General features: G+C 52.3%; 19 protein-coding genes. 7 read left to right on the top strand and 12 right to left on the bottom strand.

Annotated features, from left to right (window positions below; all coding sequences use genetic code 11):
• The first annotated feature begins 187 nt into the window (after positions 1-187).
• Positions 188-1,510 (top strand): sugar-transfer associated ATP-grasp domain-containing protein, encoded by a 1,323-nt coding sequence (locus F822_RS06140; protein WP_025040554.1) that lies wholly within the window; start codon positions 188-190, stop codon positions 1,508-1,510.
• Between the two features lie 118 nt (positions 1,511-1,628).
• Here the strand turns inward: F822_RS06140 and F822_RS06135 are convergent, their stop codons facing one another.
• The 6 genes from F822_RS06135 to F822_RS06110 form a co-directional block, all read right to left on the bottom strand.
• Entirely contained in the window at positions 1,629-2,438 is an 810-nt protein-coding gene (locus F822_RS06135; RefSeq protein WP_025040553.1) for a phosphocholine cytidylyltransferase family protein, read from the bottom strand.
• A gap of 99 nt (positions 2,439-2,537) precedes the next feature.
• Positions 2,538-3,179, bottom strand: coding sequence for an HAD family hydrolase (locus F822_RS06130; RefSeq protein WP_025040552.1), 642 nt, complete (start codon positions 3,177-3,179; stop codon positions 2,538-2,540).
• Entirely contained in the window at positions 3,176-4,105 is a 930-nt protein-coding gene (locus tag F822_RS06125) for an NAD-dependent epimerase/dehydratase family protein (protein ID WP_025040551.1), read from the bottom strand. The genes F822_RS06130 and F822_RS06125 overlap by 4 nt, the downstream gene beginning before the upstream one ends.
• Positions 4,098-5,051, bottom strand: a complete 954-nt coding sequence (locus F822_RS06120) for a phosphoglycerate dehydrogenase (protein ID WP_025040550.1) — start codon at positions 5,049-5,051, stop codon at positions 4,098-4,100. The genes F822_RS06125 and F822_RS06120 overlap by 8 nt, the downstream gene beginning before the upstream one ends.
• Complete coding sequence (locus F822_RS06115; RefSeq protein WP_025040549.1) at positions 5,048-5,809, bottom strand: HpcH/HpaI aldolase family protein; 762 nt, start codon at positions 5,807-5,809, stop codon at positions 5,048-5,050. The genes F822_RS06120 and F822_RS06115 overlap by 4 nt, the downstream gene beginning before the upstream one ends.
• A gap of 52 nt (positions 5,810-5,861) precedes the next feature.
• A complete protein-coding gene (locus F822_RS06110) occupies positions 5,862-6,620 on the bottom strand; it encodes a 3-deoxy-manno-octulosonate cytidylyltransferase (RefSeq protein WP_025040548.1) in 759 nt (252 codons plus the stop codon).
• A gap of 370 nt (positions 6,621-6,990) precedes the next feature.
• On the opposite strand from F822_RS06110, the gene F822_RS06105 reads away from it, so the two are divergent.
• From F822_RS06105 to F822_RS06095, 3 genes are all read left to right on the top strand, one after another.
• Positions 6,991-8,310: a hypothetical protein gene (locus F822_RS06105; protein ID WP_025040547.1), complete on the top strand. Its 1,320-nt coding sequence runs from the start codon at positions 6,991-6,993 to the stop codon at positions 8,308-8,310.
• A gap of 43 nt (positions 8,311-8,353) precedes the next feature.
• The gene (locus F822_RS06100; protein WP_025040546.1) at positions 8,354-9,406 is read left to right on the top strand and encodes a glycosyltransferase family 2 protein; all 1,053 of its coding nucleotides are present in this window, start codon (positions 8,354-8,356) and stop codon (positions 9,404-9,406) included.
• A 150-nt stretch (positions 9,407-9,556) separates the two neighbouring features.
• The gene (locus F822_RS06095) at positions 9,557-10,321 is read left to right on the top strand and encodes a 3',5'-cyclic-nucleotide phosphodiesterase (protein WP_025040545.1); all 765 of its coding nucleotides are present in this window, start codon (positions 9,557-9,559) and stop codon (positions 10,319-10,321) included.
• 250 nt (positions 10,322-10,571) lie between these two features.
• Here the strand turns inward: F822_RS06095 and corA are convergent, their stop codons facing one another.
• The 4 genes from corA to rpiA all read right to left on the bottom strand — a co-directional run bounded on the left by corA (position 10,572) and on the right by rpiA (position 14,685).
• The gene (gene corA / locus F822_RS06090) at positions 10,572-11,642 is read right to left on the bottom strand and encodes a magnesium/cobalt transporter CorA (protein ID WP_025040544.1); all 1,071 of its coding nucleotides are present in this window, start codon (positions 11,640-11,642) and stop codon (positions 10,572-10,574) included.
• Between the two features lie 14 nt (positions 11,643-11,656).
• Positions 11,657-13,207 carry an exopolyphosphatase gene (ppx, locus tag F822_RS06085; protein WP_025040543.1) on the bottom strand — a complete coding sequence of 517 codons (1,551 nt, stop codon included), beginning with the start codon at positions 13,205-13,207 and terminating at the stop codon, positions 11,657-11,659.
• 29 nt (positions 13,208-13,236) lie between these two features.
• Positions 13,237-13,944, bottom strand: a complete 708-nt coding sequence (gene phoU / locus F822_RS06080; RefSeq protein ID WP_025040542.1) for a phosphate signaling complex protein PhoU — start codon at positions 13,942-13,944, stop codon at positions 13,237-13,239.
• Positions 13,945-14,025: 81 nt separating this feature from the next.
• Positions 14,026-14,685, bottom strand: a complete 660-nt coding sequence (gene rpiA, locus F822_RS06075) for a ribose-5-phosphate isomerase RpiA (protein WP_025040541.1) — start codon at positions 14,683-14,685, stop codon at positions 14,026-14,028.
• Positions 14,686-14,823: 138 nt separating this feature from the next.
• Here rpiA and ilvA point away from each other — a divergent pair, with 138 nt between their 5' ends.
• The gene (ilvA, locus tag F822_RS06070; RefSeq protein ID WP_025040540.1) at positions 14,824-16,335 is read left to right on the top strand and encodes a threonine ammonia-lyase, biosynthetic; all 1,512 of its coding nucleotides are present in this window, start codon (positions 14,824-14,826) and stop codon (positions 16,333-16,335) included.
• 267 nt (positions 16,336-16,602) lie between these two features.
• Complete coding sequence (locus F822_RS06065; protein WP_025040539.1) at positions 16,603-17,928, top strand: porin; 1,326 nt, start codon at positions 16,603-16,605, stop codon at positions 17,926-17,928.
• Between the two features lie 98 nt (positions 17,929-18,026).
• On the opposite strand, the gene F822_RS06060 is transcribed toward F822_RS06065, so the two are convergent.
• Positions 18,027-18,461 (bottom strand): hypothetical protein, encoded by a 435-nt coding sequence (locus tag F822_RS06060; protein ID WP_025040538.1) that lies wholly within the window; start codon positions 18,459-18,461, stop codon positions 18,027-18,029.
• A gap of 401 nt (positions 18,462-18,862) precedes the next feature.
• On the opposite strand from F822_RS06060, the gene F822_RS06055 reads away from it, so the two are divergent.
• Entirely contained in the window at positions 18,863-20,221 is a 1,359-nt protein-coding gene (locus F822_RS06055) for a porin (protein WP_025040537.1), read from the top strand.
• A 316-nt stretch (positions 20,222-20,537) separates the two neighbouring features.
• On the opposite strand, the gene F822_RS06050 is transcribed toward F822_RS06055, so the two are convergent.
• A complete protein-coding gene (locus F822_RS06050) occupies positions 20,538-20,972 on the bottom strand; it encodes a GNAT family N-acetyltransferase (protein ID WP_231623583.1) in 435 nt (144 codons plus the stop codon).
• Positions 20,973-21,026: the final 54 nt, after the last annotated feature.

Here is a 21,026-nt window from a genome sequence, read left to right as displayed (position 1 = left end):
TGCGGCGACGTATCACGCAAATAACTGAAACCTTTAGAGAGCCTCTGAACAAAACTATATCTTTTTGCAGCATGTCATCGCCTCTTCATATTGTTGGTTGATTATCATACAAGAGAATTAAATAAGGGTCTTGGAGGGTATGTGATTTACTGTCCTTCTTGACAGGCTACCGTGGATACGAGGGCTCATGAAGATTATCAATAGTTTCAGCATTGACAGGATTACCCGGGACTTGAGTGGCGCGATGTGGATTCTTGCGCGACTACCGGAGGATAACTCGGCGGCGACGGCTATCCACCGATGCTTCCAGCGTGAGGTCTGGCGTGAGATCAGGCCCCGCGATCGTCTGGTAGCGTGCATGGCTCTGCCGTTCGTCCCATTCGTGGTTGCTGCGCTGGTAATGGTGTTTACCACGCTCAACGGAGGCGCCATAAAGAAGCGGACAGGAAAGGGAATCATTCGGCAAATCCGGGAGCAGGTCGATCTTGCGGCCCGGTTTGCGATCCTGTCTCCCTGGTACTATATCTTCGAACTGCACGACGACGATAAGAGAAAGCATGCGGGTGAGTACCTGAATCGGCTTGAAACAAAAGCCGGGCTGTACCTTTTTTTGCGCGACCACAATGGTGGACTTTCAATCCCCCCGGAGCGGAGCACAATATGTATAAAAGATAAAGCACGTTTCATGGCCCGCTGCCGTGAGTTCGGAATCAAGACTGCACCCGTCCTCCTGAGCGTGGAGAAAGGAGAGGTCACGGCAGTCGATTGGAACGGACCAGGCCTGCCCGAGATCGATCTCTTCGTGAAGCCACTGTATGGACAAGGGGGGAAAAATGCCACGCGCTGGGATTACCTGGGTTCGGGGAAGTACCGGCGCAATGATGGTGAAGTCGCCACTGAGGATCAAGTACTTGAGGGTCTGCGGAAAGCCTCATGGCAGAATGCTTTTCTGGTGCAGCCGCGACTCGTGAATCACCATGAGATCGCCGACCTCGCCAATGGTACGCTGGCGACTGTTCGTGTGATGAGTTGTCGTAACGAGCAAGGCGGATTCGAAGTTACCAACGCAGTTTTCCGCATGGCGCGGAATAGTGCCGTCATTGTCGACAATTTCCACGCCGGCGGAATCGCAGCCAACGTGGATATCCACACCGGCGAACTAGGAAGAGGCGCCTGTGGGGCTTGGGGAGCGACTGCCGATGGCTGGTATGAGCGGCATTACGAAACGCACGCCCAGATACTGAAGCGCAAGCTCCCGTGCTGGCCTGAGCTGATCGACCTGGTGCAATATGCCCATGGCAGCGCCTTCTCCGATCAGGTGGTGATTGGTTGGGACGTCGCCCTGCTCGATAACGGTCCGTGCCTGATCGAGGCCAACAAAGCACCGGACCTGGACATTATCCAGCGGATCGGTAATGGCCCCGTAGGTAACGAACGGCTTGGGAAACTCCTGGCGTTCAACTTGAGGCGGACTGTCGAAACCAAGTATGCCCGTTCAGAAGTATGTTGACATTCGCTTAAAGTGTGGCGAGGATTACCACCGTATCGCTTTTCCCGCATCGAATGACGCAGAGACAACTCACGCGCGTGAGTTGTCGTTCTTCCCAGGCGTCAACGGTCGTGCCTGGCTATTCATCCGTAATAAGTTCAGCTTGTATAGATGGGCTCTGCGGGATTCCATTCCCCTTCGTTTCGGCGAAAAGCGCTTCAGCCCGTACCAGATCCGCGGCGAAATCAATTTCACACCAAATATGCCCGGATACGGAACAAGCCTTCACCACTTGTTTATCGGCCAGGCCGTCAATGATGTTCAGATACCAGAATTTAAGCGCAGCTTGATGCCGAAGTGCATTCTCGACCGCGCTGCGGAACAATTGCGGTCCACGATCCCGAAAAAAAATAAGACCGATGGACTCGGCGTCGGTTTGAGCCGCGGATAAAGTTTTGCTCACGTGCTTGACCCATCCTCTTTCATCCAGCTGGACTTTCATGTCGTCCGCATCATAAGCGGATTTGTAATCCACCCCCAGGGTAATGGGAGCGGGATCCGAGCTCAGCACCTGCGCCAGCACAGCCTCATCAAAAACAGTATCCCCGTTCAGGAGCAGAAAATCGCTATCCATCACAGAACGTGCAATCCAGCAACTGGCCAGGTTATCGGCAACCTCAAAGAACGGATTAAAAATCGTACCGACCTGCGTGTGATTTGCGTAACGCCGTTGCAATTGAGCTTCAACCAGGCTGGACTGAAAACCGGTGACAACAGTGATTTCTTCTATGCCCGCTGCCAGTAAGGCATCAATCTGCCGCTCAATAATGGATTTGTCCGAGACCGGCAAAAGACATTTCGGCATGTTTTCAGTCAGCGGCAACAGCCGCCGTCCCTGGCCGGCGCCAAGAATAATCGTCTTAGGCTTTTTTTCTTTACTGCCCGTCATATTGGCTGGTCTTGGGGATATTTCAAAAATATCATATATCATTAAGGTTGATGTTTCTGAACCATTATCGATTTGCTGATTAAACCGTTGGGTCAGGTATCAGGTGAGCAACGGGCTCAGATCGGGCAATATGTCCACGTGCGCAGGGAAAGGGTTTTTATCCCCGGGGCGCACGCGTCCCAGGAATGCGACATTGTTAAGCTGTGCGCTTTGATAGTCGATCAACGCGTCGCCTATCATCAGCACACGCTCAGGCAAGAGCGCGTGACTCGATAAAATATCCGCAATCAGCTTCTGTTTTGGCGTGGGGGAGCCACACACAGCGGTGAAATAGGAGGCCAGGCCACGGCGAATGACAATTGTATTGAGCTCCGCTTCCGGTGTACCGGAAGCCACAAATAAAGGAATACGTTTGGCTTCTTTACGGATCAACTCCGTTGCACCAGGCACTGCATCACTGGCAATCACAGCCTCGACGACCAATTCGGAAAAACGACGGTCCAACTCTTGCTCTTCATCCGGAGTCAACGGTGATTTCTCTAAAAGATGCTCCTGAAAATAACGAAATTTGTGATAGCGCGACATGCCTCCATGCAAGCTGTGATACTGCATCACCGCAGCCATGACTGTTTCCCCGTAGCCTCGATAGAGATCGCCAAAAGCTTGCGTCTTGATTTCACCGGATTCGACCACAACACCATCGAAATCGAAAATGATGGCTTGCCATGCCGCTGTGCTCATGCTTTATTGTCGGATGCCAAAGGCGTCGCTTCGTCATCTTCACCGGAGTGGTGCATGGTTCTGTGGATATCCCGCAAACAATCCAGTAAACCCTGACCCAGATCGACATGTTCGTTGAGTACCAATTTACGGCCAATACGGGGTTGAAAAGCATAAGGAGTCACCTCGTAATGGTGCCCCGCACGCGCCTGGTCGAAATGTAATTCGATCTTCCAGGGCATGATTTCAGAAATCATGGTCATGACGTCCTTGATGCGTAACCGCTCCTGTCCGGTCAAGATCAAATGACGATTGGCAAACTCTGGCGCCAGCACCTGGACACTCATGCGCGCTGCATCTTCAACATGGATGTATTCGCGGATTGCCTCACCGCTACCATGGTACGTTATGGAATGACGGTCCACCGCTTCGTGTAGCATACGGTAGATTCCGTTACGTGCGTCAGCACGCCTGCCATACAACGATCCATAGCGTAAAATGCTATAGTCCAGCCCATAGCGCTCATGATAAGTTTCAATGAAGCGTTCTGCCGCCTGCTTGCTGGCACGATAAAAAGAACCAGACTCGGAATAGACATAAATAGTGCTGGCAAAAACAAATCGGCGCGCTCCGGCAAGACGTGCCGCTTCCAGTGCGTGCATATTACCTAATACGTTAATCGTGGCGGTCGCCAGGGGTTTATCGTTGGCTTCATCGATATCCGCAATGGCAGCAAAATTATAAACGACATGAGCACCCTCAGCCGCTTTCGTCACTTCATCCAGGTTCATGATGTCACCGATGACCATTTCCTGATCGGGACGCTGATAAATCGATGGGCGACGATCAAACAAGCGCACACGATAGCCGGCGTTGGACAACGCATCGGCTACATGGCTTCCGAGGAAGCCGCTGGCGCCATACACGATCGCAATTTCGCTAGGCATTTCCGTGGTGCCTGTCTTTCATCACATCCGCTTTAGCCAGTCCCTGAAGCAGATTCTCCGCGGCCTCCACCTCCATGCGCTGACGTGCTTCCCTGGCGTGCGAACCAATATGCGAGGTAAGAATTGCCGTTTCACATTCCAGCAGCGGCCCATGATACGGTTCCTGCTCAAAAACATCGAGTGCGGCAGCAGCCAGACGCCCGGAAATCAAGGCTTCCGCAAGCTCGGCTTCATCGATAAGCCCGCCTCGGGCTGTATTTATCACTACAGCACCTGGCTTCATGCGCGCGAGCGCCGCCTTATCAAGCAAGTGGTGCGTGTCAGTGTCATAAGGCAAGTGCAGGCTGATGATATCCGCTTCCGCCAGCAGATCTTCCAATGATATCAATTGTACTCCTTGGGGCGCCTGCTTCACATATGAATCATACGCCACAATCTCGGCCTCGAATGCCTGACACAGCCGCGCTACACGCCGCCCGACACGTCCCAGGCCGATTATACCTACTCGCTGGGCAGCGAGCAGGCGTCCCTGCGTTCGCGGCCATTTGCCGGCATGAAGCAATCGATCAGTCTGGGATATCTGCCTCAAGGCGTCCAGTATCAGGCCCAAGGTGAGCTCGGCAACTGCCTGCGCCGGCGCCTCCGGCGTATTAAGAACAGCAATGCCATGACGTTTTGCTGCCGCAAGATCGACACTGTCCACGCCGCTTCCGCAGCGAGACACCACTTTCAGGCTTCTGGCGGAGGCAAAGACGCGTTCTGTCAGGGGTTCGATGCCGGCAATCATCCCAATGGTATCCGAGCCCAGCAAAGCGATGGTTTCGTCTTCCGTAAGTTTGCGGCCATGGCTGTTTTTGGTGATATGCATGCCATCTTTCAGCAAATTCTGGAGAGGGGGATTGTTGTCCACATCAAACGATGAGGTGGAGATAACGAGTTTATTCATAAACTTTCTCTTATATTTTGCATATGACTGCGGCAAAGGGTGTCCAGGATACGAATATCCAGACCATAGCCAAGAAAACTGAAGCCGGTCTGGATGTAATGGCGCAACTGATCCAGATCAGGCTCGACTACATGGATACCGCCCGATTTGCCTAGACGGCGCCCGGCTTCATGTACCCGTTTTATCGCCGCCTGAACTTCGGGGTAATCCAGTTCACCTGGGCGCCCCATGGATCCCGATAGATCGTACGGGCCAATGATATAAGCATCAACGCCAGGAACCGAAAGTATGGAATCGATGGCATTGACAGCATCGATATGCTCAATCATGACGACTACAATTGCATTCTCCTCCAGCCAACGCCGATATTCCTGAAATCTTGCGCCATAACCTTGCGCGCGGGCCAGACCGACGCCCCGCTGACCCCGAGGCGGGTAATAGACGGCTTGTACCGCAGCTTCCGCATCGGCCGCGGTTTTGACCATAGGCACCATCACGCCGGTTGCACCGGCATCCATGACACGTTTGATCTGGTCAGGATGGTTTGAAGTCAACCGCACGATAGCGGGGCACCGCTGACCGTCGAGTACCTGGATCAGCATCTGAACGTCGCTCAGCTCAAGGACGCTGTGCTCCGTGTCCAGGACGAGCCAGTCGAAACCGGCCGCAGCCATGATCTCTGCGATTGCTGGATGCCCCAGGGTGATCCAGGAACCAATGGTCAGCGCATTACGGGCAAGTTTCGATTTTAATTGCATAGCTATACCTTGGAAGACTGCAAGAACGTGCCTGTGTCTGTGCGTATCTGATTCAATATGAGGCCAGCAGCGGGTCGGTTTCCATCAACCTGGCGACACGCTCCAGATCGGCCTGAGTATCCACTGCCTGCGTATTGAATTGGGTTGTCACCATCTTCACCCGATAACCGTGCTCCAGTAATCGCAGCATGTCTACGGACTCCAGTTGCTCTAATGGAGTTGGCGGTAACCGGGCGAAATCAAGCAATGTTTCACGCCGGAACGGGATAATGCATACCTGCTTATAGGCAAATGCATGCGGGAAATCCAACTGGGACGAGGCCGGTGTAGTCGGTATCGGCTGGCGCGACATATAGAGAGCATCACCTTGCTGATTCATTACTACCTTGATCGTGTTGAAGTCATGAAAATCAGCTTTATTATCAATGGCTCGCACAAGATTAACGCAACCCAGCCGCGAATCCTGCCGGAATGGCTCTACCGCTGCATCGATCATTTCCGGGTGAGTCATCGGTTCGTCGCCTTGTACCATGACAACAAGTTCAGCATCAAGGCCGGCCACGGCCTCGGCAACCCGATCGCTTGCACGCTCATGGGTGTCAGCAGTCATTATCACGGCAGCGCCAAAATCCTCCGCCACTCGCCGGATCTCTTCGTCACAAGTAGCTATGTAAGTAGCATCAAGGGATCTGCTAAGGGCAACGCGCTTGTAGACATGTTCCAGCATTGTACGCCCTAACAATTTTGCAACCGGTTTTCCGGGAAAACGCGATGAACCCATACGTGCCGGTATTACAGCAATTGTTCTCATTGGCAAATTATGTTAATTGATGTCTATCAGGAGCTGCATTTCATTATTGGACTGTCCGTTATTGACTCTATACGTTAGTATCGGGAACGGATCGGCCTGAGAATAGTTTTTTGAAACTCGTTTTTATCGTGCCTATCTGCTGTCCGGAAAATACTCCGCCGGAACTTGAACCCGGACCGGAATCAGCTTTCTATAGTAACAGAAGTCCGCGGGAGTAAAAATACCGGCTGTGCTAGTAAACGAATATCGCCCCGTGTACAATTATGCGCATTTTCGTCGCAAGAAACAGCAAGAAAAAAATGGGAATAATCAATGAAATGATGGATATACTGCTTTTTGCTGCCAGCATGCAAAGAATGAAATCACCAGTATGAAGGCTCTTTTTTTTCTACGTCATTATAACGATATAGATCATATTACGCCGGTAATTTCCAGGTGGATCGGTTCTGGTCATACCTGTGACATTGTTCTGATAGGCAACTCGCGGTTTCGAAATGATTATCGTATCAAATTCCTGAAGGGACTCAATGGTGTGCGCATCGCGTACATTGCTGACGTGTTGCCTCCTGTCGAATTTTTAGGGTGGTTTTTTCAGACACTGATATTGATCCGCAGCTTGCGCCGCCCATTCATTGGTCCAATCATGAAGGCGCTGGCGGAGGTTTACAATGCCAAGCGGCGTGAGCCGATCTGGCGGAGTACCGCCAACCGCCTGTTGAGGCGCAGCTTTGGCGAAAGTGACGAGGGGGTCGTAGTATTCGACTGGATAGAAAGAAATTCATCCATCTGCGTGGAGTGGGTCAAGGTGGTGTTATCGACGGCGCGTGCCATGGGTCTTGGCACGGTCTCGTTGCCGCACGGGGATAGCCCTCATGCAAGTCAGTTGATCAGGCGCCGCGAGCTGACCCTGGAGCCCGACACTACGTTCGCCAATGCAGGAATTTTCGAAAAAGTGGTAGTGCCGAACGAATTATGCTCGGTGCGCTTTCGTCCGTTTATGGATAACCAGAAGCTTGCTGTACTGGGCTCACCGCGCTATTGCGACGAATGGCTTGCCAGGGTGGCCGAGTTGATGCCGCCTTCGCCGCTGACCTGCTCTGATAGCAAGCTCAAGGTGGTGATGTTTTTGAGAAAGAGTAATTTTTCAACGTTCTGGGAGGAAGTAGGCGAGGTCGTACGCATCGTTGCCAGCTTTCCGGGGGTGGAGTTGATCATCAAGCCGCATACCCGCGGTGGTTGGCAGCAATCCTTGACGAAGGATATGTCCCTGCGGCGTTTGTCTAACGTGAGCGTGGCAGGGGATATTCATTCCATTTATCTCATGAATTGGGCGGATGTAATCATTGACCTGGCTACCTCGGTTGTATTCGAGGCGGTCAAAAGGAAGAAGCCGGTATTGGCTGCGGATTATCTTCATGCCGGGCGCTCCGCACTGGCTGAATTCATACCTGAGGCAGAGTTGCGCTGCCGGGATGATGTATATAGAAATATCGAAAGATTTCTTTCGCACGGCTGCGATTCTTTTTATATAGAAGAGCATCGCCAACGTTTCGTGACGGAAATGATCGATGTCGGTGGTCCCGACGTATTGTCCCGTTATGTTGCACTGCTGGAAGGGCAGGTGCGGCCAAAAGCCAGCCAGAACCGGGATTATCCGCATGATCGTACCGCTAATCTCGCTTTCGCGTGATTAGCCTCTGCCGGCCGGTATTCCGAGGAGATTACTGACCCGTATGCCGGCCAAGCCATCCATCGATGTGGTAATCCCGGTCTATAACGCGCTGGCGCTGACGCGGCATTGCATCGATTCCGTCGTTGCATGCCTCAGTGACTCCATCCGGCATATTTATGTACAGGATGATGCTTCCGATGTCGAGACGCGCATGATGCTCGATCAATTGCCGTATGAACACGTCCACGTTCATCACGCACTGAAAAATCGGGGGTTCGGTGCGTCGGTAAACGAAGCAGTCAGCCGCTCCGATGCGTCTTTCGTATTGATACTCAACTCAGACACGATGGCAAGCGAGGATTTTCTGCCGTTGCTGTGCGCAGCGATGGAGGCAGACCCGCAGCTAGCGGTCATTATTCCCGCCGGCAATGACTATGCCAGGGACAATCTGGACCGATATATGCGCGAACCCGGCGGTTACATTCGTACACACCGCCTTCGTGGCCACGCATTCTTGATCCGGCGTCACGTTTTCCTTGAAATTGGCGGCTTTGACTCTGCATTTGGCCGCGGCTATTATGAAGATATCGATCTCGGCCGTCGCCTTGACTTGCGCGGCTGGCACCTTGGCGTCCACCCTGGCGCCAGCATACAGCACGAAGGTGGCGGGTCTTTCGGCCGTGGCAAATATTATAAGGAGCTCGTAAAGCGCAACCGCAACCTTTATTTTTCGCGTTATCCTAATGCTTCGCTTAATATCCTGCTTCTATCGGGCAATTGTCCGCTGGCGCATTTTCCCCCGGATCTTCTTGATGCGCTTGATTACGTGTTTCGCGAAGGCGGTTACGCTCACTGGCTTACACCGGAACCGGCGCGATTACTTCTTTGCTTGCAGATGCGCAGCTACGCCATCGGCCTGGAGGCGGTGGTAAGGCTTCTGCTGCGTGGTTGGCGTGAGGAAAAACGCATCTCTGAAGTATGGATGCTGCCCGATGCTCCACGTCTGCTACGCACATTGATTGTGTCATGGGCCCGTGTCCGCGGTCTCAAGGTTTTATCGTGGGAGTGGGCTTCAACGGTGCAGGACGGCGTCCCGAGACTACTGTCTAAGTAACTTGTCTGTATCGCTGGATGGATTGGGCAGGATGGAAAGAAAATCTGCGAAGCGCGCGTTTCGAACTTTATGCCCGATATCTCGCATGCCATCCCGGTCGCCAAGTCATGTACCTAAACGATATTTTTGAGATCGTTGCGCGAGGATAGGATGCGGGTAACCATTCTTGGATGCACCGGCGGTGTTGGTGCCGATTTAAGAACCACTTGCCTGATGCTGGATGACGATATCCTGGTCGATGTGGGTACTGGCGCGGGGGACCTGACGCTGACGGAGATGCTGCGTATCAATACGGTATTTCTTACTCATTCGCATCTCGACCATGCGGGCTTGCTTCCCATGGTGGCGGATATGGTGGGGCCGCGTCGTGAGAGGCCGCTCACGGTTTACGCATTGGCTGAAACTATTGCCGTCCTGAAGCAGGATATGTTCAATTTTCGCCTTTGGCCCGATTACACGGTATTACCTTCATCCGACAATCCGTATGTGGTATTCCGGCCTGTGACAGTAGGACAGAGCGTCGAATCGTCGGGAAGGATGATTACCCCGCTGCCGGCGCGACATGCTGTGCCAGGTGTGGGCTATCAGCTTGATAGCGGTAAGGCAAGTTTTGTATTCAGTGGCGACACAACTTACCACGAGCCGTTCTGGAACGCCTTGAATGCAATCGGGAATCTGCGCTATCTGATGATTGAAACGACCTTTCTGAACCACAACGTTGCGGGTGCCGAGGCTTCTGGCCATATGCGCCCTGAACTGCTGGCCCAGGGATTAAAGCGGCTCAACAAGCCGGTCCAGCTTCTGATCACTCACATGGAACCGGGCAATGAGGACGCGACAATGGCGGAAATTCAGGCAGCGGCAGGAGAATTCAAACCCGAGAGATTGAAGCGCGGGCAAGTATTCGAGCTCTGACAGCCTGTCGGACTTGAAGAATCGCAGCGAAAAAGTGACTGGGTGAGGGCAGATTTTGAGGATTTTGAAGGCCAATAGTTATTCTATCGGCGGCCGAAAAAGCGGCGAAATATGAACCAGCCAGACGCTTTTGCAGCCGATTTCCTTTAAATCCGACAGGCTGCTGGAAACTCTGGAGAAAGTTTTCGGCCAGGCGTCCGGTTCACCAATGAGCTGGAGGCTGAGTTGGCCGCTGAGCTGTTAGACAGGACTATAACCACTTTTTCCAGCGGAATAGTGCCAGCATCCCCACACTGATCACTGCCATTGCTCCCAGGACCGCGAAGAATCCCCAGTACCAGTCAAGCCCAGGCAAGTGTTGGAAATTCATCCCATAAATGCCGGCTATCAGGCTCAGCGGCATGAATATGGTAGTAATGACGGTGAGAACCTTCATGACCGTACTGATGCGGTAGCTTACGCTGGACATATAAATGTCGAGCATGCCCCCTGTCACGTCGCGTAGAGATTCAACCGATTCGATGATGTGAATGGTATGGTCGTAGACATCGCGCAGGTAAAGCAAGGTATTGCGGGTGAACAGCGGCGAGTCCCCTCGTTGCATGGAACTGATCACTTCGCGTAATGGCCACAGTGATTTGCGTAAAAAGGCATTTTCCCGCTTCAGGTGATAAATTGAATGCAGGGTGGTTGGGCGAGGACGCGCTATCAGTTCCGTTTCGAGTACTTCAGTCTTTTCGTCGAGCTGCTCGAGAATGACGAAATAGCTATCCACAATGGCATCAATCAAGCTATACATCAGAAAATCCGGTCCCAGGTTTCGTATTTGCCCCTTACCCGAGTGTAAGCGCTCACGCAGCGACCTGAATTGAACCCCATCCGTTTCCAGGAATGAGAGCACGAAATCTTTTCCCAGCACCAGACTAATCTGGTCAGAGGTTATCATTTCTTCTTCACCCTTGCGCTCATAGCCGAAGGTTTTGAGTACCACGTAAATATAGTCGCCGTAGTCCTCCAGCTTCGAGCGCTGCTCGGTATTGAATATATCCTCCAGCACCAGCGGGTGAAGATTAAAACAGGCACCAATTTGTTCCATCATGCCAATGTCGCCCAATCCACGAACGTCGATCCATTTGATGCCCGGCGCGAGCTTGATCTTGTCTGCCAGTTCAGCAGTGGTTACCTCGTATTCGCGCGCGCCGTTCGTATCGTAATCCAGCAGGGTGATGCGAGGAGCGACATTTTTCTTTATGCCGATATGCACCAGCGTGCCTGGCGCAAGGCCCGCTTTTGTCGATCTCTTTCTGGAGTGGGACGCCATCGTGATGGTATGGGTTATGTGCCGGCCGCGTTCCGGGCGGTTTTATCGGTTATGCGCGCCTTGCTTCCCTCCAGTCGCTTTATACGGAAATCGAAACCGAGAGCGGCCCATTGCTCAATTTCGGCGGACAGCGCTGTATCGGTCAAGGGGTTACGTTCCAGCCATTTCCGTTCAATGCATAATTCGAATTCTTTGCCGCTGAGGCGAACTTCCAGATCCGGCAACTGGATATCGCAACGGCTGCGATGGAACAGCACAGCCAGACGAAGCGCAAGGAGCAGAGCGAAGTCCGGTGGGTCGGTAACAAATTCCCGAATTTTACCCGCAACGCCCCTATGCGCGAGAGCAAGCGCGCTCAAGCGTTCTTGTTCCATTCTTGAGAAACCCGGCATATCCGCGTTACCGAGAATATAGGCCGAATGCTTATGATAGCCGGAATGGGCTACTGAAATTCCTACCTCATGCAGTCGTGCCGCCCATGAGAGAATCAGCAGCAATTCCGTTGCTTCATCAGGAAAATCTGCCAATAGTTGTTTACCAAGCAGGAGGGCTAGCGATTCCACCCGCTTCGCCTGGGTGGAATCCACCCGATAGCGCTGCATGAATTGTCTTGCCGTAACTTCGCGCATATCGTGATTATGGAAGCGCCCCAGCAAATCGTAGAGCACCCCCTGCCGCAATGCGCCCATGGCCTGAGACATCCGGCTTATACCCAGTTCTGAAAATACCGCTGCCATGATGGCGAAGCCGCCGACGATAACGGGCGCTCGGTCAGCGCGAAGTCCCGCAAATTCCAGCTTCCTGATATCGCCAACCTTAAGCAGACATTCGCGGAAATTATCCAGCCCTTCCAGGGTGATGTCCCCGTCGCAGCCTTCCTTAGCAAGATTGTTCAGCTTGATGATGTCGCCCAGTGCGCGGGCAGTACCGGACGAGCCAAAAGCATCCTGCCAGTGGGTTCTGGAGAATCCGGCGGCGATAGCTTGTACTTCGCTGCGCGCCGAAAGCTCGGCTCGCCTCAGCGCGCCCTTGGTAATCTTTCCGTCCGGGAAAAAACGCAGGCTATAACTGACGCAACCCATATACAGGCTTTCCAGCTTGACCGGCTTCAGCCGATTACCAATGATCAATTCCGTAGAGCCGCCGCCAATATCCACAACCAGGCGAGCGTTGGTGGAGGCGGGAAGGCTGTGCGCGACCCCCAGATATATCAGCCGCGCTTCCTCATACCCCGCGATTATTTCGATTGGAAACCCGATGGCCGCTTCCGCTTTTTTTAGAAATGCCGATGCGTTCCCGGCTACTCTAAGCGTGTTCGTACCGACTGCACGTACTGTGTGTGGCGGGAAACCCCGTAGACGCTCGCCGAACCGTTTCAGGCAACCTAAAGCGCGCTCCTGAGAGTCCTCATTCAATTGCCCATGCGGATCGAGGCCTGCGGCAAGCCGTACCATTTCGCGTAAACTATCCAGCGGATAGAGCTGTTTACCCACTACCCGCGCGACTTGCAGACGAAAGCTGTTGGAGCCGAGGTCTACCGCCGCAAGAGTGGAGTATTCAAGCATGAATTTTCAGGGATCCGAATATCGCGGACTTATTCCCTGACTTCCCGCTCGATTTCTTCAACGGTAACATGGCGTACATCCCGGCCCTTGACCATGTAAACCACGTATTCCGACATATTCTTGGCATGATCGCCGATTCGCTCGATGGCTTTTGCTATAAACAGGATTTCGAGAGCGGTAGAAATTTTGCGCGGGTCTTCCATCATGAAAGTGATGAGCTGGCGCATGATAGAACGGAATTCCTCATCCACCAACTCATCCTGCCGCACGACCTGAGCTGCTGCTGTCAGATCCAGACGGGCAAATGCGTCCAGTGACTTGCGCAGCATATCCAGCGCGATGTGTGCGACATGCCTGATCTCGACGAATCGCGGCATATGCATACGGTCGGTCTGGTATATCAGCTTAGCCATGCGTGCAATCTTCTCGGCTTCGTCGCCGATACGCTCCAGATCGGTAATGGTCTTGATGACCGTCATGATCATGCGTAAATCGCCGGCTGCGGGTTGCCGGCGGGCAATGATCTGGCTACAAATTTCGTCGATCGAAACTTCCATGGCATTAACGCGGTGATCATCGGCAATGATACTTTCTATCAGGCACTCGTTTCCGCTCGTTAAGGCATCGATGGCCTTCTCGATCTGCTCTTCCACAAATCCACCCATGTGCAACACGCGGGTCCGCACCGCTTCGAGATCGGCATCAAACTGCTTGGATATATGTTCGCTACTTACCATTGCACACCTGCTGATCGATTGAAAGCAAAGAAAGACAAGAGATGTTACCGGCCCGTTGTGACAATTTTATTGTTCCTCAGCTCAAATAACCATTGTTTGGACACCGCTATCGCTGCTAAGCAATAGCACGTCGGCGCCACGCCTTGCGAATAATCCGTTGGTGACGACCCCGGTAATCTGATTGAGCGCTGCCTCCAGTTCAACCGGGTTCAGGATTTGCAGGCCGTGTACGTCGAGGATGATATTGCCGTTGTCAGTGATGAGCTTCTCGCGCAGCCTCGGCTGACCCCCCAGCCGTATTATTTCCCGCGACACATAACTACGTGCCATCGGGACAACCTCCACAGGCAGGGGAAATTTACCGAGCACATCGACCAGCTTGCTTTGATCCGCGATACAGACGAATTTTTTTGCCACGGCAGCGACGATTTTTTCTCGCGTCAATGCTCCGCCGCCACCTTTTATCATGTACAGGTGTTCGGTAATTTCATCTGTTCCATCCACGTATACCGGAAGCACATCAACGTTGTTTAAATCCATGACCTCGATACCGTGACTGCTGAGTCGCCGTGCAGTAGCCTCCGAGCTTGCCACCGCCCCTTCAATTTTATGTTTGATCGCAGCCAGCTCATCTATGAAGAAATTGGCAGTCGAACCGGTACCCACCCCGACTATGCTGCCAACTGGAACGTATTGGATAGCGGCCCGGGCGACCGCGCGTTTCTGCTCGTCTTGCGTCATAGTGTTATTTTTTGGAAGTTAACGTTTAATTATTCATGAGGATAATACTATCCGGCGATTTTAACAATGAAGCTGGGCAACTAGCCTTTCCCGGCATGCTAAAATGCGTAGCCCTGAAATCAGGAAATCCCGATTTTGATGAAAAACAATTATCTCGAAAGAATTCTCACCGCTCGGGTTTATGATGTTGCGGTAGAGAGTCCGCTGGAGCTTGCACCAAATTTGTCCGCGCGCATACATAACCGGCTTTTGTTGAAGCGGGAGGATATGCAAGAGGTTTTTTCATTCAAGCTGCGCGGGGCTTACAACAAAATGGTCAAGCTTTCACCCGCTGTGCTCAAGCGCGGCGTGGTGACTGCGTCTGCAGGGAACCATGCGCAAGGGGTGGCGCTTGCGGCACAACGGCTGAGTTGCCGCGCGACCATCGTGATGCCCGTTACTACGCCACAAATCAAAATGCAGGCGGTCGAGGCGCGCGGCGCGACGGTGATAACACATGGCGATTCCTATGACGAGGCCTATGCCTACGCGTTGAAATTTTCCAGAGAGAAGCATGCCACTTTTGTGCATCCCTACGACGACCCTGACGTCATCGCGGGGCAGGGTACGATCGGGATGGAGATTCTTCGTCAGCACGCCGGCGCAATCTACGCCATATTTGTCCCGATAGGCGGTGGTGGCCTTATTTCCGGTATCGCCTCGTATGTGAAGAGGCTTTATCCGGAAATCAAAATCATTGGCGTCGAACCAACAGATGCCGATTCCATGTATCAGTCCTTGAAAAAAAAACGCCGGGTCAGGCTCGCACAGGTGGGATTGTTTGCAGATGGTGTGGCAGTGAAGCAGGTTGGAGGAGAAACTTTTCGTTTGTGCCGTGAACTGGTGGACGAAATCATCCTGGTCGATACTGACGCTATCTGTGCTGCGATCAAGGATGTGTTCGAGGATACTCGCGCGATTCTGGAGCCGTCCGGGGCGCTGTCTGTCGCCGGCGCGAAGGCTTATGCCAAGCGTGAGAAAATCCGCGGCAAGGATTTGATTGCCATCGCCTCTGGCGCCAACATGAATTTCGACCGGTTGCGTCATGTGTCCGAACGGGCGGAACTGGGCGAGCAGCGTGAAGCGGTGATGGCCGTGACCATTCCCGAAGAGCCCGGCAGTTTCAGGAAGTTTTGCGCCATGCTTGGAACGAAAAGCATTACTGAATTCAATTACCGCTATGCTGATCCGAAAGAAGCGCATGTGTTCGTCGCCGTGTCGGTGCGCAATCGCGATGAGGCGGCAAAACTGATCAGAAGCCTGGAGAGAAGTGGCTTGCGCACCGAGGATTTGAGCGACAACGAAATGGCAAAGCTCCATGTTCGCCATCTGGTGGGGGGGCGCGCCCGTGAGATAAAGAATGAGCTTCTCTATCGCTTTGAATTTCCCGACCGTCCCGGTGCCCTCATGAGATTTCTGAACAGTATGGGTCGTCACTGGAATATCAGCTTGTTCCACTACCGCAACCATGGCGCCGATTACGGCCGCGTGCTGGTGGGCATGGAAGTGCCGCCTGAAGAGAGGGACGAGTTCGAGGCGTTTCTAAAGCAACTCGATAACCATTACTGGGATGAAAGCGAAAATCCGGCATATAAATTGTTCCTGGGGTAGGTGCGATCTGCTCTTTCATATCGGTATCACTGATCGGGGCGAATTGCTGATAAAGGATAGAGGTAGCGATGTTTTTTTTCACCATATCGGAATTTCCCGCTCTTGATAACAGAGGGACGGACAGCGCAGATGACATTCCATTTATGAGTACGGCACGATTTTAAAGAGAATCGTCAATAACCAGGTTTTTGTCTTATAAAGCCGAAACGCCCCATTTTCGGATGTTTCTCAAAATCCTTATGTCTGGGGAACTAAGGAAAATCATAAATGAAATGCGTGCGAAGATGCAAAGGCGGGTTTCTGCTTGCCGTAAGCGCCCTGCTGTCAGTTCTCATGAACTCGAGCAATGTGCATGCTTTTAAAATAGTAGACCTGCTTGAGGATAGTGGCGTAAGGGTGGGCGGATGGATCAACGCCGGAGCAACTTACAACCCGAGCAATCCTGGCAATGGATACAATGGTACCGTTACGTTTGCCGATCGGGCCAATCGATTTCAGTTAAATCAATTCAACATATATATACAGCGAACTGTAGTGACGGAAGGCAACGCGTTTGATCTGGGCGGGCGCTTCGATTTCATGTTCGGCACAGACGCGATTTATACGCAGGCTTTCGGCGTCCCTTCTTTTGATGTTAATTCCGGCCAGCCGTTGAGCAGGGGACATTGGGACCTGAATTTATGCTGCTCTTCCACCCGTACCTACGGCATTGCACTTCCGCAGGCGTATGTGGAAGCCTACTTGCCGATTGGCAATGGTATCAACATCAAAGCAGGTCATTTTTATTCGCCCACCGGCTACGAGACCGTGCCGTCACCCGACAATTTTTTCTACACCCATGCCTATACGTTCAATAATGGCGAACCATTTACCCATACGGGGCTGGTGGGTAACTATGCAGTCAATGCCAACTGGTCCGTCATGGCCGGTGCAATCACGGGCAGCGCCACGGGAGGGTGGGACGGAGGTTTTGACAAGCAGCTAGGCAATTGGGGAGGTTTGGGCGGGATTACCTGGGTGAGTGATGACAAGAGAAGTTCTATCAACGTCACCGGTACATACAGCGAGATTTCCACGCGAAGCACTAGACCCTGGGGTATGTACAATGTGGTATTGCAGCACAGGGTTACTCCTAAGACACATTTGGTTCTGCACCATGTTCACGGTTACGCCGGTGGCGTTTTGCTGAACGGCGCCCCCAAGAACGTCGAATGGTATAGTATCAATACGCACCTGTATTACGATCTTCTGAATGACCTGTCTATCGGGATCAGGGGTGAATGGTTTCGTGATAGAGATGGTTTTCGCGTCTTTTCGCCATTTCGTGTACTTGCTGCCACCGATAACACGGGACACAGTTTTGCAGGAAACTTCACCCCCATGAGTGCTCCGGCTGATTATTATGCAGTTACCGTGGGCATGAACTGGAAACCGGCGAAAAGGCTGAAATTAGACTGGAAGCCAATGCAAAAGCTGAACATTCGTCCCAATATTCGTTATGACAGAGCAGAAGGGATTCATCAAGCGTATCGGCCTTTCGATAATCGAAAGGATCAAGTTCTGTTTTCCCTCGATGCGACTATTCCTTTCTGACACCGGCATTTACCTTGGCTGCAGCATCCCTCGACGCCATACCGGGACTCAGCACTTACAGTTGACAACAGGCCATGACGTCGCTGTTTGTGTTGTGTTTAATTGCTTCCCTGGTTTTCCTTTTCTACCGCAGTACCCGCCATTTTACCGTCGCGGCCGGTAGACTCATGCTGGGCTTGCTCTACTGCCATTAGTCGGTGGGCAGCCGCTTCCTTTATATTTTCCTCCGCGGTTTCATGGTATTTGCGCACCAAAGCGGCAGCATGTGATTTTAAATCTTGTGCTTCCCTGCCATATAAATAGCTTTTTTCTTCATAGTGTTCCAGCAACTGCTTTTGCTCCGCTGCCTTTGTCTCCATTTCTCTTGCCACGTCTTCAAAGAACTTGGCCAAGGCGTCATGGTCAGTGCGTATGCGTGCGTTCTGAACAGTCCTGCGAACATTGATGCTATGGACAGCCTCATGAGGACTCATCTGAGCACAGGAAGCCAATATACCAAGGGAAAAAGCTGCAAAAAATGTACTTGTTTTCATAGCGCCATCTCTTCCCATCTGAGACTAAGATAGATAGAAAAAACAAATCCTATTGTGCTTTGGTACGAAGGTAGCATGGCAGTAGGGGGTTGTCAAACTGCTGAATCACGCGCCGGCAAGCGCATGTTGCAGAGTTTCCGGTTATGCTGATTACGTAGAAAAACGTATGGGATACAGCGCGAGCCTTCGCGGCATACAGCGAAGCTAAAGACGGCCATAGCCCACTGTAGTATGGGTTTTAAAAGCGGCGATCGTTTTCTGGACGGCTTCGGCTCGCCAGGCAACTTTGCCTGAATGTTCACAAATATTTCACAATAAACCAACATTTAATTGACATTTGTTATGCTAAGTTGAGAAAATAACAACTTTAGTTGTGGTGTTTTTGCCCAGGGGAATCACTTATGTCATACGTGCCCAAACGACGAAGCCGGATGATATTCGCCTCTGCGGTGAGCCTGTTCACAGTGGTTGTCAACTCAACCAATGCGAATGCCGATGCTGGTGCCGGTGTTGACTCTGCGATTAACTGGGTAAAAGATAGCGGGATAAGAATGGGGGGTTGGATCAATGGCGGAGCCACTTTCAATCCCGGTCAGGCCAGCGGCTTTAACGGCCCGGTAACTTTTGCCGATCGTTCCAATCGATTCCAGCTGAACCAGTTCAATGTATTTATAGAACGACCGGTAGTGGCTGAGGGTAGCACGTGGGATATTGGCGGGCGCTTCGATTTCATGTTCGGTACGGACGCCATTTTCACGCAAGCTTATGGTGTCCCGGCATTCGATGTGAATTCCGGACAGTCTTTGAGCAGAAGCAATTGGGATCTCGACTTGTGTTGTGCCTCGACGCGGTATTACGGTATCGCGCTTCCCCAGGCGTATGCGGAGGTGTATGTGCCGGTCGGCAATGGCCTGAACGTCAAGGTTGGCCATTTTTATACGCCTATCGGTTATGAGTCTGTTCCAGCCCCCGACAATTTCTTCTACACCCATGCCTACACGATGCAGTATGGCGAACCTTTCACCCATACAGGGGTATTGGGTAACTACAGGATCAACGAGAACTGGTCGGCAATAGGTGCGGTTACCACCGGCAGCGCCACCGGCGGCTGGGATGGTGGTTTCGATAAGCAATTAGGCAACTGGGGCGGGATAGCCGGTATCACCTGGACCAGCGACGATATGGGGAGTTCGGCCAATTTAAGCGGTACCTACGGCGAAACCTCCACACGAAGCAACGAGCCGTGGGGAATGTACAGCGTTGTGCTGAAACACAGGATCACGAGCAAAACGCATTTCGTCCTGCAACATGACCACGGTTATGCGGGCGGCGTTTTATTGAATGGCGTCAATAAGAACGCCGAGTGGTATGGCATCAACACCCATTTGTATTATGATCTTACGTCTGAATTGTCTGTGGGCATACGTGGCGAATGGTTCCGGGATAGAGACGGGTTTCGCGTTTTCTCACCTGGCCGGGTGAGCGCCGCCACGAATAACCAGGGACTCAGCTACGCGCTGGGGCGCGGCCAACTCGGCAACAGCACCAGTATGCCTGCCGATTACTACGCGGTTACGGTTGGTGCGAACTGGAAGGCGGCAAAAACGCTGAAGCTTGACTGGAAGCCGATGCAACAATTTAACGTTCGTCCCAACGTACGGTATGACAACGTGGATGCGCTGCATGGTGCAACTTATCGGCCCTTTGGCGGAAAGAAGGATCAGGTTGTGCTATCCCTCGATTTTACAGTTCCCTTTTAACCTAAATCCGCTAGTTGGCGTGTAGAGCGCGATCACGGCATCCCCTGCGCTGCGCGGGGTCCCTCGGGCGACGCTTCGGGGCGCCGTTCCATTCCAAGGAGTTGCAACGCAGCCATGTGCCGCAAAAACTGTGCAATTCACCCCGTAGCGCTCTCACCCGGAGGTGAGTATCAAATAATATGAAATATTGTTATTAATCATAATATTGATCATATTAAATGAGCGGTCAACTACCGGATTTAGGTTTAATCAAACCTGGGTTTTAACGAAAGCATCAGGTACAGGTAGCCGATAAGGACCACGGTCATTGGATAAGCTATCGTAAAACCATTCTGACGTGTGAAATCCCTGCATCAAGGAACTCTTCCCCTATCACCTGAAAACCGAATTTTTTATAAAATTCGATAGCATATGCTTGTGCATTCAATGTGACCTGCTGCATCCGACGACTCTCCGCCTCTCTTAATAACCAGTGCATCAATGCGGTGCCCACATGTTTTCCACGGTATTCCCTTAGCACTGCCATCCGTCCGATAGAACCGTCCGGTAATAACCGTGCCGTGCCGACAGGATTAGCCGCTGAATCCGAGGCAAGTACATGAATACAATTCACGTCAAATTCGTCCCATTCCAGTTCGGCGGGAACACCTTGTTCGTGGATAAAAACCGCTTCGCGTATTCTGCGTAGTGCCTGAATATCGTCTTGCCAGCTTGCGGCGCGCACGAGGTAGGCGCCCGCGTCATTTTTCACCAGCAGTGTCATGGCAAGTCAGTTTGAACATAATCGGGTCTTTGCAGCAAGCCC

It is taken from the genome of Nitrosospira briensis C-128 (genome assembly GCF_000619905.2).
Classification (GTDB): domain Bacteria; phylum Pseudomonadota; class Gammaproteobacteria; order Burkholderiales; family Nitrosomonadaceae; genus Nitrosospira; species Nitrosospira briensis.
This window is presented reverse-complemented; position numbering and strand designations above follow the sequence as displayed.

Coding starts and splice junctions, on each gene's coding strand:
- F822_RS06140 (WP_025040554.1), top strand. CDS start 188: ATGAAGATTATCAATAGTTTCAGCATTGACAGGATTACCCGGGACTTG.
- F822_RS06135 (WP_025040553.1), bottom strand. CDS start 2,438: ATGACGGGCAGTAAAGAAAAAAAGCCTAAGACGATTATTCTTGGCGCC.
- F822_RS06130 (WP_025040552.1), bottom strand. CDS start 3,179: ATGAGCACAGCGGCATGGCAAGCCATCATTTTCGATTTCGATGGTGTT.
- F822_RS06125 (WP_025040551.1), bottom strand. CDS start 4,105: ATGCCTAGCGAAATTGCGATCGTGTATGGCGCCAGCGGCTTCCTCGGA.
- F822_RS06120 (WP_025040550.1), bottom strand. CDS start 5,051: ATGAATAAACTCGTTATCTCCACCTCATCGTTTGATGTGGACAACAAT.
- F822_RS06115 (WP_025040549.1), bottom strand. CDS start 5,809: ATGCAATTAAAATCGAAACTTGCCCGTAATGCGCTGACCATTGGTTCC.
- F822_RS06110 (WP_025040548.1), bottom strand. CDS start 6,620: ATGAGAACAATTGCTGTAATACCGGCACGTATGGGTTCATCGCGTTTT.
- F822_RS06105 (WP_025040547.1), top strand. CDS start 6,991: ATGAAGGCTCTTTTTTTTCTACGTCATTATAACGATATAGATCATATT.
- F822_RS06100 (WP_025040546.1), top strand. CDS start 8,354: ATGCCGGCCAAGCCATCCATCGATGTGGTAATCCCGGTCTATAACGCG.
- F822_RS06095 (WP_025040545.1), top strand. CDS start 9,557: ATGCGGGTAACCATTCTTGGATGCACCGGCGGTGTTGGTGCCGATTTA.
- corA (WP_025040544.1), bottom strand. CDS start 11,642: ATGGCGTCCCACTCCAGAAAGAGATCGACAAAAGCGGGCCTTGCGCCA.
- ppx (WP_025040543.1), bottom strand. CDS start 13,207: ATGCTTGAATACTCCACTCTTGCGGCGGTAGACCTCGGCTCCAACAGC.
- phoU (WP_025040542.1), bottom strand. CDS start 13,944: ATGGTAAGTAGCGAACATATATCCAAGCAGTTTGATGCCGATCTCGAA.
- rpiA (WP_025040541.1), bottom strand. CDS start 14,685: ATGACGCAAGACGAGCAGAAACGCGCGGTCGCCCGGGCCGCTATCCAA.
- ilvA (WP_025040540.1), top strand. CDS start 14,824: ATGAAAAACAATTATCTCGAAAGAATTCTCACCGCTCGGGTTTATGAT.
- F822_RS06065 (WP_025040539.1), top strand. CDS start 16,603: ATGAAATGCGTGCGAAGATGCAAAGGCGGGTTTCTGCTTGCCGTAAGC.
- F822_RS06060 (WP_025040538.1), bottom strand. CDS start 18,461: ATGAAAACAAGTACATTTTTTGCAGCTTTTTCCCTTGGTATATTGGCT.
- F822_RS06055 (WP_025040537.1), top strand. CDS start 18,863: ATGTCATACGTGCCCAAACGACGAAGCCGGATGATATTCGCCTCTGCG.